A 13,128-nucleotide genomic window follows, 5' to 3' on the forward strand; every position below is an offset into this window, starting at 1 on the left:
CAAGCACTACGCCTCAACTCCGGCGATGGTTTGCGCATCCGTCATAAAATTAATTTGATGACGGTTACGGAACCAAATGCTCTGTGCCGCAATACGTTCCACTTGTGGTATATATCTAGTGCGCGGGGGTCGCAGTGTGAAGCTCGAAGCAAATGAACAGACCGTAGCCGAAGGGGAAGCAGCCTCCGCGCTGTGGATTGTAGCGCCTGAACTCTGCCAGCTACGCGAGGAGCGGATTGCCGAGCCCTCACCGACCGACGTTGTCGTGCGTACGCTCTACAGCGGGATCAGCCGCGGGACGGAGGCACTTGTCTTTCGTGGCCTCGTGCCTGAAAGCGAGTTCGAGCGGATGCGCGGGCCGCATATGGAGGGTACCTTCCCCTTTCCGGTGAAGTACGGCTATGCGGCCGTCGGGCAGATCGAGGCGGGGCCTTCGCATCTCGTCGGCAAAGAGGTCTTTGCCCTTTTCCCGCATCAGGACAGGTTCGTTCTTCCCGCAGAACAGGTGACCGTCCTCCCCGACACGCTGCCAGCGCAGCGGGCAGTCCTTGCGGCCAATATGGAAACTGCTCTCAACATCGTCTGGGACGCCGGCATTCAACCGGGCGATCGCGTCGCCGTCTTCGGCGCCGGGGTGGTTGGTTCACTCGTCGCCTATCTTGCATCCCGTATCATCGGCACCGAAACGACCATCGTCGACCGCGATCCGACGAGAAGGGAGCTGGCAACCGCTCTCGGCCTGACGTTTTGCGAGGCGGACGCCCTCGATGGCGAATTCGACGTCCTGGTGAACGCGACCGCCTCGGCCGAGGCCTTGCAGCAGGCCATTGCCCATGCGGGCATGGAGGCAAAGATCATCGAGGCGAGCTGGTATGGGGACAGGGTGGTGCCGATCCCGCTTGGCGGCGCCTTCCATTCGCGCCGGCTCTCACTGGTGAGTTCCCAGGTCGGGTCTATCCCGGCCATGCGACGCGCGCGCTGGACCTATGCGCGGCGCATGGCAAAGGCGCTCGAACTGCTGTTCGACCCGTGCCTGGATCGCCTGATCTCCGGTGAAACTGATTTTGCTGAACTGCCCGCCGCTTATGCTCGTATCCTGTCCGCACAAGACACACTGTGCCATCGCATCCGCTACTGAAGAAAAGAGAGCTCATGTTCGCTGTTGAAGTTCGAGACCATATCATGATCGCCCATAGCCTGCCGCGCCCGGTTTTCGGCCCGGCCCAGGGGATGCATGGGGCGACATTCGTCGTCGATGCGGCATTTTTCACCAAGGACGTCGACGAGGATGGCCTCGCCGTCGACATTGGTGCAGCCACGACCGTGCTGTCGGAGGTTCTGAAGCCGCTCAACTATCAGAACCTCGACGAAGTGGAGGTCTTCCATGGTAAGGTGAGCACGACGGAAGTGATCGCCAAGCACATCTTCGACCAGCTTGCCCTGGCCGTTTCCGACAAGCGTCTCGGCCCCGGTAGCCACCGGATCTGCCGCCTCAAGGTGATGCTGCATGAATCGCATGCGGCGCGCGGCTGGTACGAGGCGGATCTTTGAGCCGTTCGCTGATATTCGCCTATCCGGGCGATCTCTCGCTGAGAACCGGCGGTTATGCCTATGATCGCAAGGTGACAGAGGGCTTGAGATCACTGGGATGGACAGTCAACCTGATGCCGCTCGGTGACGGTTTTCCGGTGCCTTCAAAAGCGACGGTTCAAAGCGCGAGCAAGATGCTTTCGGCTCTGCCGGACGAAACGCTTGTGGTGATCGACGGACTTGCCTTCGGGGTTCTCGATGCCTGGGCTACGGCGGAGGCCGCACGCCTCAAGATCGTCGCACTGGTTCACCATCCGCTCGCGCTCGAAACCGGGCTTTCCGAGACTGAGCAGACGAGGCTCCGCACAAGCGAACGGGCGGCACTCTCCTCTGCTCGTCATGTGATCGTCACCTCGCCGATGACGGCCCGGGAAATTTCTGCGAACTATGGCGTCGAAGCTCCGCGCATCACCGTGGCGCTGCCCGGGACAGCGCGTGCCGAATTCGCTCCTGCCGACAACTCGGTCCCAAAGATCCTCTCGGTCGGCACGCTGTCGCGCCGGAAGGGGCATGACATTCTGCTTTCGGCGTTGAAGTCGATCGAGGATCTCGGTTGGGAAGCAACGATCATCGGCAGCAAGACACTCGACCCGGCGACCGGTGTCGAACTCTCACGCCGGGTCGACGAACTGGATCTGACCGACCGTGTGCAGCTTGCTGGCGAAGTCGACGATCCGAAAGGCTACTTCGCCGGCGCAGACATTTTCGCGCTTGCCAGCCGCTACGAAGGCTATGGCATGGTCTTTGCCGAAGCGCTTTCTCATGGTCTACCGATCGTCGCATGCAAGGCGGGCGCTGTGCCGGATGTCGTGCCTGCAGACGCTGGCATACTCGTTTCGGTAGACGATGCAGATGCCTTTGGCCAGGCGCTCCGTCGCCTGCTCACCGATCCAGACGAGCGGCAGCGGCGGGCCATTGCCGCACGGCAGGCGGGCGCGCAGCTGCCGGATTGGCCAAAAACGGCACAGATCATCTCCGACACATTGGACAGGATATCATGAGCGGCTTCGACAAGGACTGGCTGGCACTGCGCGAACCCGTCGATCTGCGAGCACGGGCGTCGACGCTGGTCGAGGCGATTTCAGGACATCTGGGAAGTATCGGGCAAGCTAAGATCCTAGACATCGGCTGCGGGACCGGGTCGACCTGGCGCAGCCTGACCCCACATGTTCCGGATGACACGCGCTGGACCCTCCTCGACTACGACCCTCTGCTGCTCGCAGAGGCGGAACGCCGCATCGGCGTGAGGGACACGGTGTCGTTTCGACAGTTCGATCTCAACGAGGTAGAATTGCTCCCGCTCTCGGATGTGACCTTGGTGACGGCATCCGCACTCTTCGACCTGTGCTCCGCCGATTTCTGCAATCGTTTCGCCCAGACGCTTTCTCGAAGCGGGACCGGGCTCTATGCCGCCTTGAACTATGATGGCGTGATGGAGTGGACTGTAAAGCACGCGCTTGACGAACAGGTCGCGGCGGACTTCAACCGCCATCAAAGGTTCGACAAGGGCTTTGGGCCAGCCCTCGGTCCCGATGCTACGGAGTATCTGAGGCATTGCTTCGAAAATCTCGGCTACAGCATCTCTGTCGGCACCAGCCCCTGGATCATGGGCCCGGACGATGCGGCGCTACAGACGGCCTTCCTTGAGGGCCTGGAAAAGCCATTGGCCGAGATTGGCACCCTCACCAGGCAGGATATCAGATCCTGGATGGACTTCAGGCTGGAGAAAATCGCGGATGCCGGCAGTTCATGCGTGGTCGGCCACACGGATATCCTCGCCCTGCCGCATCGCTGAGCGGGCTGAGGACTTGAGGTCGCAGTCAAAGAGGATATCGCTGCCCAGGGCGTAGACCCTGGCTTCTGGCCGATAAGCGCTGGTGAGCTTGTCGATCGGCGGCAGCGCGATGCCGGCAGGGCCGGATCCGATGATGAGCGGCGCGATCGCCACATGCAACCGATCGACCAGCCCGGCCTCGATGAAGCGGGCAATGGTACGGGCACCACCTTCGACCAGAATGCGGCTGAGCCCGCGATCGGCGAGTGCGTCGAGAATATCGCAAGGGTCAAGCCCCGCCTCAGTCCGCGGGACCCGCAGCACATCGGCGTTATGGGATCGTTCCGGTGCATCGGCTCCCTGGATCAGGATGACCGGGGCGCCGCCGTCCCGAAACAGGCGCTCCTCACCGGTCAGTTCGGCTCGACAGTCTATGACCACACGGACGGGGTTGGGTCCCTTGACGGCGCGGACCGACAGGCGCGGGTCGTCGCATTTCACGGTCCCGACACCGACGATGACGGCTTCCACCAAGGCGCGACAGCGATGCAGATGGGCAATCCCGTCGGGGCCGGAAATGTCGCGGGCATCGCCAGACGGGGTAGCGACGCGCCCGTCGATAGACTGCCCGACCTGGGCAAGGACAAAACGACCTTCGGCTGCTGCCATCGGCGCATAGAGCGCCATGGCGGCTTCGGCCTCATCCGGGGCAGTCTTGCCCAGGCTTCCGCGCATGGAAAGAAGCCGTGCCCAGAGCTGGTCCGTCATGTCGATCTTACGCATGGAGATCCTGTCCCGAAGACTTACAAAATTCGATAAAGCGTGTCGTCACGGCGAATGACGTGGTGGAATACCACTGCTGCAAAATGTAACGCGAAGAGGGCCAAAAGGATCCATGCGCTCCAGCCATGGATCGCCGAGAGGACGAAGGCTATGTCAGGCGTCTTGCCGATCGGGCTCCAGACGGTGAAAAGGCCGAACCACTCGAGCGGGAATCCATGGGCGTTCGTGGCGAGAAAGCCGGAGATCGGCATGACGATCAGAAAGACATAGAGCAGTCCGTGCACGAGATGCGCCACCGCTTTTTCAAGGGCTGGCGCCTCGATCAGCGGGGCGGTACTTGTCAGCCGGGCACCGATCCGAACCAGCATGACCCACAGGATAAGAAATCCAAGGCTTTCGTGCACGAGATAGAAATCGAGCTTCACGTCCTCCTTGACGAAGCCGATCATCAAGCCGAGGGGCCAGGTGGCAAGGACAAGTCCTGCGATCAGCCAATGAAGGATCCGCACTCGTCCGGCATAGCGCTGCTCGTCACCTGTCAATTGCACGCTGCTCATCTGCCCCTCCTTCAATTCCGAACCGCCCGGATCACGAGCATGCCCGGCCGCGTCCGCTATCGTCACCCATACCAAGCATGGGTCTGTTTTACGATAATGTAAACGGAGGATGGCGCACAACGGATCAGGCTACACCGAAGTAATCAGAGTGTAGGTGGCGCCTTCTGGAAGAAGACATAGGAGCCTTTGGCTACCTTGAAGATATCGCAGTTGCGCCGGATCTTGCGCTCGCCCTCCAGGCGGAAGACACCCAGCGAGCCGGAAAAGCCGTCAGGCGACATCAGGCGTTCCGGTGCGAACGCCACCTTTCCCCAGCGCCCTGCGAGCCCGATCGACATGGCCATGGCATCGAAACCATACCCGGCTTGCGCCGAGGCGGGCATGCCATAGCTCGACATGAAGCGATTGCCGATCCGCGACTGCACGTTCTGGTCATAGCGGCAGACGATACTGCCGGTGAGCTTGGGCTCGTTCAGATCCTGAGGCGTCAGCACGGCGCTTGCGACGATACGGCGCCCGGGGCGCGGCGGCTTGGCAGCATCTGCTTTCTTCAGAACTTCGCCAGGCGACTTGACGCCTGGCATCAACACGACCATGTCGGCCTTGCTCCAGGAAGACAGTGCCTTCGAGGGCAATGCACCACCGGCAAGCTCGATGATCGGCTCTACCTTGGCTCCGAAGGCCTTGATCTGGGCGGCAATACGCTCTGCCTCAAGCTTTTCGGCCGGACTGGCTGCGAGGATCACGGCATGCGTGGCCCCCTCCGCCATGGCGAAGGACGCGCTTTCGATCAGACTGTCTGCCGGGCTGGATACGAAGGCATAGACATTCGGCGGACTTGGCACGTCATTGGTCTGGAACGCGATCATCGGCACATCGAGGCCACCCAGACCGCGCTGGACAAGCTCGAATTCCGCCCCCCGGGCCGTGGTGATGATCAGCGACACCTGCTGATGGGCGAGCGTCTTTGCAGCCGCCTCGATGGCTTCCGGCTTGTCCGTAGTTTCGAGCAGCGTCAACGTGACGACATCGGAGCCCAACGTATTGACGGCGAGGGCTGCGCCATCGCGATATTCGCTATCTGCCTGTCGGCTTGGCTGGTCGGCACGCCGAACGCCCAGATAGGCGACTTTCACCGGACCCGACCCCAGCGTCTGATTGTAGAGCCCGGTATTGCCAGCGACCGGTGCCGCGCCTTCGGCAGCGGAGGGCTTGAAATCGTCGGTCTGACATGAGGCAAGAGCGGCAAGCACCAAGACCATCGTCCCGGCGCGTAGAAGTCTCCGCGTGGCTTTTTCTGATTTCACCATGATCACAGCTACGCTTTGCTCCCAATCCCAGCCGGGACCGTAAGCATTGGACTTGCCTTGCGCAAGGGTGAAGGCGTTCCATATCTGGGCAGATTGCCAAGATGGTAACCGTCCATGCATCCCGGATTATTTGGCTGGGACAGACATGGCCTGGAGGCTCCGCCGCCTTCCGCACAAGGGCCTGGCATCAACTTGGTAAACAGATGACTTCCTCGATCCATTGCCTTTTAATTTAATACACCGACTGATGTTTAAATTATAGTATTCACGTATAGGAACCAATAATTCAAGCAATGACGCTATTCTTCGAGCAACAATCGGAGAATAGCGATGCTCAACAACAATAAAAACATTATCGCAGCCTCGGCCCTCGCAGCGGTCTCCCTGCTTTCCTCACATGCGACAGCAGCGCCGATCCTGCCGGGATCACTTTCCTCCTACTCCACGGTTGCTCAGACCCTCGTGCTCGGCATGAGCCCGCTGGCAGCCTCCTTCGGCCAGACCCTGAGTGATCGGATCGTGAACGGCTGGATAGAGGCAGGTCGCCAACTCGATCGAGGCGTGACGTTCGACGCCGTCGCGCTTCTGCCCAATGACAAGACATTGTCGACCAGCGCCGTCATCCCTGCACCGAAGCCGTCACATTCCAAGCGGACAGGTACACAGGCAGACGACGTCTTCGGCTCCATCGCCATTCCCTTCAAGAAGCTGGGCGCACTGAAGAAGGCAGCTCCGACCTTCGCCGAGATCGCCAAGGGCAGCGCCCTCGAATGCGGTGGCAAGAACTGCTTCGATTCGCAGGCTATCGTGCAGCGCACGTCTGCGGGGAGCGGCATGTCGTCTGTCCGTGACAAGCTCAATCTCGTCAACCACGCGGTGAACCGGCGGATCACGTACCGCAAGGACATCGACAGCCACGGTCGTCTCGATCAGTGGTCATCGCCGTCGCAGACCCTGAAGTCGGGCTTCGGCGACTGTGAGGACTATGCGCTTCTGAAAATGGCTGTTCTCGAAAGCCAGGGCATTGCACTCAAGGACATGACCGTCGTGATCCTCTACGACAAGAAACGGCATTTCTATCACGCAGTCCTGTCCGTCGAAGTCCAGGGCACGCATTACATTCTCGACAACATGCGAGATCAGGTGCTGGCCGACAGCAGGCTTCCGGATTACCAGCCGCTCTTTTCGATCTCCAATGGCCGGGGCTTTCTGCATGGCACACGCACGAAGGGGAAGGCTCTGGCCATGAAGAGCTTTGACAGCATCGCTCCGGGAGAAGGTGGAGACCTCTGACAGCGAGGCAGATGCCCCGCGCTCACTGACGGTCAACCGCGGACGACGTAGCCGATCACCATCTGCTTCTGGTGGCTTGGCGCCATGGCCAGGTTCATCTGCCCGGTCAATTGCTTGCCGGCGCAGGTCGCCGTGAAGCCTGTGGTCACCATCTTGCCCTTGCCGGCCAGGCCAAGGATCGCCTCATCGATCTGTGTATCAAGAACGAACCTGAAACCAGACGACAACTGCGCGATATTGCCGAGCACCAGTCGCTGCTTCAACATTGTCATGAAGGGTTCGTTGAAGAACTGGATCTTCTTGTCTTTGGTGAGCACGATAGCAGGCGTCGGACAGGCCTGTATCAGCGTGTTGAGGTTTTCCGTCGAATAGACGTTTTCCATATGCGCCAGCCGGCGCCACATCCAGCGGAAGGCAACGACCCGCAACATGGAGGCGAGATTGCTGTGGCCTCCGACCTGGGCGGCAGCCTGTTCGACGACATCACCAATGGACTGGCGGGAACCGTTCAGGAGCCAGGACAGGCCGTCCCAATAAATGCTCTCAAGGCGGATGCCGCGCCGGACACCGCCCCGTCCAACGACTGCGCGGAACTTCGGCTCGGCATCGCTTTCCTCGACATGCTGCATCGCTGCCGGGTTGAGATCGACCTGATCCGTCTGAGCCAGATGCCGCTCCGAGAACGTCATGGCTCACCGTTCGGTCAGGGCGACGGATTGCGCCTTGTTGATCGGTTTCATGAGATAGCTCAGGATCGTCTTGCGACCTGTCATGATTTCGGCTGTCGCAACCATGCCGGGGATAATCGGATAGGCCTTGTCGCCCCTGATGAGTTCCGACACGTCTGTCTTGACGTGGACGAGATAGAAGGTCTCGCCCTTTTCCTTGTCGACGATGCTGTCGGCCGAGACGTTGGTGACCTCGCCCTCGAGACCACCGAAGATCGAGAAATCGTAGGCGGACACCTTCACGATCGCTTTTTGACCCCGCGTGATGAAAGCGACGTCACGGGGTGAGATCTTCGCCTCGATGAGAAGCGTGTCCGCCGTCGGGACGATGCCCGCGACGACCGTGCCCGGATCGACATAGGCGCCGATCGTATTGACCTCCAGCGTGTTGACGATGCCATCAACCGGAGAGCGGATATCCGTCCGACTGACGCGATCGGTGGCACCGCGGATCGTTTCGTCGATGACCGACAGTTCGGCGAGGGTCTGGGCCTTTTCCGTCAGTGCCTGCTGACGCAACTGCAAGGCGAGCTCTTCGACCTGGAGGCGCGCCTCTTCGACGGCGCCCCTCAGGCGCTCGAGACTTTCCTGATAGACGGTGATCTGACCACGCTGGTCCGTCAGTTCCCGCTCGATCGCGATCAGCTCGGTCTGCGCCACAAGGCCCTTCTTTGCGAGTGGGCTCATGAGATCAAACTGGCGGGTCGATTGGGTGATATTCTGCTCCAGGCGCACGATATTGGCCTGGGCCTCACTCAATTCGTTCTCGCGCTGGCGCACACGCTCGCGCAGCACACCCGCCTTGTTGAGGTAGCTCGCCTTGTTCGCAGCAAAGAGCCGCTCTTCGTTTTCGCAGACAGCGCTGGCAACGGTTTGCACATCTTCCGGACAGACGAATGCAGCGTCGTAACTGCCCGCCTCTTCGAGAGCCAGACGTGCGATCTTGGCGCCGAAAGCGCGCGCCTTGGCGACGGATTCGCCCAGGGACGATTCCGTCGTCGTGTTGTTGAGCTGAACAATGAGTTCGCCCTTGCGAACCACCTGGCCGACCTGGACCGCGATGGTTTCGACAACGCCCGCTTCGGAGGACTGGATGATCTGTGTCTTCGAAACGGGGATGACCTTGCCTTCGCCGCGGGCGATCTCGTCGATTTCGGCGATGGCCGCCCAGGCGAGGAAAATCACGATGAACGCCGCCACCAATGCGACGATCATCCTGGCCATGAATGGCGGTGTATCGGCGATCGGGCGGCTCATGGCTTCACACCCTTCTTCTGCATGGCTTCGATCACCTGCTTCTTCGGACCATCCGCGACGATCCGTCCCTTGTCGATGACGATCAGGCGATCGACGAGATCGAGCATGGTGAAACGATGGGTGGCGATCAGCAGTGTCGTGTCCTTGTCGAAGGCCGAGGACAGGCGGTTGATGAGATGCCGTTCGCTGGCAAGATCCATTGCGCCGGATGGTTCATCGAGAAAGACGATCTTCGGCTTTGTCAGCAGCAGGCGGGCAATCGTCATCGCCTGCTTCTGACCGCTGGATAGATTGGAGCCACGCTCGCCCACAGGCATGTCGAAGCCGCGCGGATGGCGCGAAACGAACTCCTCCACGCCGGTCATCCGGGCCACTTCGAGCAGTTCTTCATCCGTGGCATCGGCCCGACCGATCAGCAGGTTTTCCTTCACGGTCCCGGAGAAGAGATCGGAGGATTGGCCGGCAACAGCGACTGCCGATCGAACTTCGGACATGTGATACTGGCGAATGTCGACGCCATCGATCAGCACGCGGCCTTCATTCGGCATGAAAAGACCATCCAGCAGGCGACCCAGCGTCGTCTTGCCGGATCCGATGCGCCCGATGATGCCAACCTTCTCACCCGGGGCCACGGTGACCGACAGCTTGCTGATGACGGGATAGTCCGAGCCCGGATATTGGAAGGTCACGTCCTGGAAGCTGAAACCTCCGTGCTTGATCTCGCGGTTGACGAAGCCGACCGTCGAGGGCCGGTCTTCCGGCTGCTCCATGACCTGATCCAGGATCCGGAGCGACAGGGTCGCCTGGCGGAACCGCGCGAGCGTCATGGCGATCTGCCCCAAAGGCGCGCCAGCGCGGCTGGCCAGCATGACCGTTGCAATGATCGCCCCCATGGCAAGCCGTCCCTCCGAGAATTCGTAGGTGCCTGCAATCACGATGAGAACGCTGACGATCTGCTGGTTCAGCGCCGTCAGGTTGATCGCGTTGGTCGAGATATGCTTGATCTCTTCGCTGGTGCGGCTCGAATGCTTCATCAATTCCTGCCAGCGACGCAGCATGGTCGCTTCGGCGCGCAGGCTTTTCAATGTCTCGATGGTGGAGATCGTCTCCACCAGAAGCGACTGACGTTTCGATGCTTCGTTGGAGGCGGCTGCCATGCGATGGCCGATCTGCGCCTGGGCACGAAAGCCGATGGCGATAGACAGGAGCAGAGCGACGGCCGGAATGATCGCGAGCCAGCCGGAGATCAGGTAGATGACGATCAGGAAGATGAAGACAAAGGCCGTGTCGATCATCAGACCAATCGTGTTCGAGGTGAAGAATTCACGCACGAATTCATACTGCATCACGCGATTGGCATATTCGCCGGTCGACATCGGCCGCGAGGCGAGCGTGGTGTTGAGCACCTTATCGAAGATCATCTGCGACAGCCTGAGGTCGGCATTGCGCCCGGCATGATCGATGAGTGCCGCCCTCGCCTCCTTCAGCAGATAGTCGAAGATATAGGCGACCATGATGCCGGCCGCGAGAACCCAGAGCGTCGGGATCGCCTTGTTCGGCAAGACCCGGTCGTAGACATTCATGGTGAAAAGCGGCGAGGCGAGCGCTATCAGATTGATGAACAGAGCCGCCACGACAACGCGCAGATAGGTGCGCCAATAGGGGATGAGGGCGCGCACGAGCCAGTGGCGTTTTTCGATCCGATCAGCGGCGCCAATCTGCGCCTCTTCGCTGTCGTTGCGATAATAGAGCGTGAAGGCAAAGGCCGCCTCGGGTCCAAGTGCCAGGAGTTCCTGATGGCTCAGGCGACTGGCTGCCGTCCCTTCGCGGACGTCCAGCGTATAGATCCCGTCATCGCTGACTTCCAGCAGCGGCAGCGTTCCGCCGTCCTTGAGGACGACGATGGCCGGGCAATCGAAATCATTCTCGCGGATGGCTCTCACGCCGATCTGCATGACCTGGAGACCAATGCGCTCGGCGACATGCTCGACATCGTCGAGTTCGAGCGACTCGACAATTTCGTCCGGCAAACCAGAGAACAATACGGTATCGGAGCTGGGCCGGCCATAAAACGCGGCCACAGCCTTGAAGGACGCACGAAAGCTCAGGCGGGCACGAGGGCCCGCCGGTTCGATCAACGAATTTAACATGTCATCCTATTGGATGGGCGTTTACTGAAGCGGCGCCAGGAGGTCCATCGGAATTCCCGCCTTTTGCCGCGGATCCCGCTCGACATAGGCCCCATTCGGGGTCGTCTTCACGGAGAACTCATTGCGTGCATAAGCGTCGGCTTCGCCGACAGCCTTGACGTTCATCGTCTTCAGCAGCGAACCGGACGCTGCCAGGATCTTGTATTCGGCAAAGAGGGCGGCCACACGGGCCGTCTCTGCGACGATGCTGGTGTTGAAGCGCGTATTCTGCGCGTCAAGCACGTCGAGCAGCGACCGCTGGCCGATCTTGAACTGCTCGCCGTAAGAGGACACGAGCTGTGCATTCTGCGACGACTGCGAGCTCAGGATCTGCGAAAGCTCGCCGCGGCTTCTGCGTTCATTCCAGGCCGAACGGATCGACTCTTCGATCTCGCGATGAACCTGGTCGGACGCATAGCGCTGCTCGCTGGCTCGGCGGATCTGTTCCTGCTCGCGCGCCTGGTCGATGCCGCCGCGATAGAGGTTCCAGCGCGCCACGAGGCGAACCTGAACGTCATTGGTATTGCCCTGGCTGGAACCGACGTCGTTGCCGACGCTGGCACGACCTTCGAGATCGACGGTCGGTGCGTAGTTGGAGCGCGCGGCCCGGACGGCTGCGTCCGCCGCATCGATGTCGGCGCGGGCCGAATAGATGCGCGGATTGTTGGACTTGGCCGTCGCAATCGCATCATCGAGCGAACGCGGCAGGAACTTGCCGACGGAGGCCGGAACCTTCGCATTGGTGATCGGCTCGCCGACAGTCTTCAAGAAGCGGATCTTGGTCAGTTCCAGCTCTTCCTGCGCTTCGCGCAGACGGGCGCGGGCGGCATCGAGACGTTCGCGACCCTGAAGCGAATCCACTTCGGTCAAAGCGCCACCGGAAATGCCCTGGTTGATGTCGCCGAGGATGCCATTGTGGAAATCGACATTCTGCTTGGCAACGCCGACGATCTTCGCCTGAAGGATGTATTCGAGATAATCCTGGACGACCTGCAGCGCGACCGTTTCGGACCGCTCCAGCACGCGGAAAGAGGCGCCATCGACGCGCGAGGCCTGCTGATCGACCTGGGCCCGACGTCCGCCGCCATCAAGCAGGCGCTGCGTCACGGTCAAGCCGACTTCGGAATTGTTAAAAGTCTCGTAGTCCCGCGTCAGCGTTCCCGTGCTGTCGTTGGACAGCCGGCGCTTTCCCACGCTCGCCTCAAGATCGACGGAGGGCAGGTACAGGCCGCGCGCCTGGCGCAATTCGAATTCGACCGCCTCGCGGTTCTGGACCGCTTGCGAAATCTGCGGATTGGTCGTGAGTGCCTTCTGGATGGCCTCTTGCAACGACATGGCGCTCGCAGGCGTCACGGACGCAATGGCGAAGGCTGCCGAGGTGTACAGAGCCGCGAATAAAGTCTTTTTGGTCAACAACTGAGTGCCCCTACCCAAATCTTCCTTGGGCAAACATATAACCGGCACGGCCATCAGTGGGAAGTCCAATCGTCCTGTCTAAAAGATGCACCCAAATTTGATCTGTGGGAAACAAATGCATGCGCGCACTCATTTGGGGGAATGATATACTCAAAATGGAGTAGGAAATCCCCCAATTTCCACGATTTAATGCTGAATCGCGCGATTTCATTCGCCATGGGCCCGGATTAA

The 13,128-nt window shown here is 60.4% G+C and carries 12 protein-coding genes; 5 read left to right on the forward strand and 7 right to left on the reverse strand.

All coding sequences use genetic code 11. The features are described 5' to 3' along the window. The first annotated feature begins 136 nt into the window (after positions 1-136). From LJE98_RS02485 to LJE98_RS02500, 4 genes are read left to right on the forward strand one after another with little or no spacing between them, the layout of a single operon-like run. Positions 137-1,138 (forward strand): zinc-dependent alcohol dehydrogenase, encoded by a 1,002-nt coding sequence (locus tag LJE98_RS02485; RefSeq protein WP_229573137.1) that lies wholly within the window; start codon positions 137-139, stop codon positions 1,136-1,138. Positions 1,139-1,152: 14 nt separating this feature from the next. Next, positions 1,153-1,551, forward strand: coding sequence for a 6-pyruvoyl trahydropterin synthase family protein (locus LJE98_RS02490; RefSeq protein ID WP_229573138.1), 399 nt, complete (start codon positions 1,153-1,155; stop codon positions 1,549-1,551). Continuing rightward, complete coding sequence (locus LJE98_RS02495; protein ID WP_229573139.1) at positions 1,548-2,591, forward strand: glycosyltransferase family 4 protein; 1,044 nt, start codon at positions 1,548-1,550, stop codon at positions 2,589-2,591. Before LJE98_RS02490 ends, LJE98_RS02495 begins: the two co-directional genes overlap by 4 nt. Further along, positions 2,588-3,385 carry a class I SAM-dependent methyltransferase gene (locus tag LJE98_RS02500; protein ID WP_229573140.1) on the forward strand — a complete coding sequence of 266 codons (798 nt, stop codon included), beginning with the start codon at positions 2,588-2,590 and terminating at the stop codon, positions 3,383-3,385. Before LJE98_RS02495 ends, LJE98_RS02500 begins: the two co-directional genes overlap by 4 nt. Here the strand turns inward: LJE98_RS02500 and LJE98_RS02505 are convergent. From LJE98_RS02505 to LJE98_RS02515, 3 genes are all read right to left on the reverse strand, one after another. After that, positions 3,338-4,147, reverse strand: coding sequence for a RibD family protein (locus LJE98_RS02505; RefSeq protein WP_229573142.1), 810 nt, complete (start codon positions 4,145-4,147; stop codon positions 3,338-3,340). The two genes, LJE98_RS02500 and LJE98_RS02505, sit on opposite strands and share 48 nt — an antisense overlap. 20 nt (positions 4,148-4,167) lie before the next feature. Next, positions 4,168-4,704 (reverse strand): cytochrome b, encoded by a 537-nt coding sequence (locus LJE98_RS02510; protein ID WP_229573143.1) that lies wholly within the window; start codon positions 4,702-4,704, stop codon positions 4,168-4,170. A 143-nt stretch (positions 4,705-4,847) separates the two neighbouring features. After that, positions 4,848-5,966 (reverse strand): hypothetical protein, encoded by a 1,119-nt coding sequence (locus tag LJE98_RS02515; protein WP_229573884.1) that lies wholly within the window; start codon positions 5,964-5,966, stop codon positions 4,848-4,850. Between the two features lie 378 nt (positions 5,967-6,344). Here LJE98_RS02515 and LJE98_RS02520 point away from each other — a divergent pair, with 378 nt between their 5' ends. Continuing rightward, positions 6,345-7,307, forward strand: a complete 963-nt coding sequence (locus LJE98_RS02520; RefSeq protein ID WP_229573145.1) for a transglutaminase-like cysteine peptidase — start codon at positions 6,345-6,347, stop codon at positions 7,305-7,307. Between the two features lie 32 nt (positions 7,308-7,339). On the opposite strand, the gene LJE98_RS02525 is transcribed toward LJE98_RS02520, so the two are convergent. The 4 genes from LJE98_RS02525 to LJE98_RS02540 are packed head-to-tail and all read right to left on the reverse strand — an operon-like array spanning position 7,340 to position 12,816. Further along, the gene (locus LJE98_RS02525; protein WP_229573147.1) at positions 7,340-7,996 is read right to left on the reverse strand and encodes a ribbon-helix-helix domain-containing protein; all 657 of its coding nucleotides are present in this window, start codon (positions 7,994-7,996) and stop codon (positions 7,340-7,342) included. Between the two features lie 3 nt (positions 7,997-7,999). Beyond that, positions 8,000-9,292 (reverse strand): HlyD family type I secretion periplasmic adaptor subunit, encoded by a 1,293-nt coding sequence (locus LJE98_RS02530; RefSeq protein WP_229573149.1) that lies wholly within the window; start codon positions 9,290-9,292, stop codon positions 8,000-8,002. Next, entirely contained in the window at positions 9,289-11,442 is a 2,154-nt protein-coding gene (locus LJE98_RS02535; RefSeq protein ID WP_229573151.1) for a type I secretion system permease/ATPase, read from the reverse strand. Before LJE98_RS02535 ends, LJE98_RS02530 begins: the two co-directional genes overlap by 4 nt. Before the next feature lie 21 nt (positions 11,443-11,463). Continuing rightward, positions 11,464-12,816 carry a TolC family outer membrane protein gene (locus tag LJE98_RS02540; protein WP_306424863.1) on the reverse strand — a complete coding sequence of 451 codons (1,353 nt, stop codon included), beginning with the start codon at positions 12,814-12,816 and terminating at the stop codon, positions 11,464-11,466. Between the last annotated feature and the right edge of the window lie 312 nt (positions 12,817-13,128).

Source organism: Rhizobium sp. 'Codium 1' (assembly GCF_020889605.1).
GTDB lineage: Bacteria > Pseudomonadota > Alphaproteobacteria > Rhizobiales > Rhizobiaceae > Allorhizobium > Allorhizobium algae.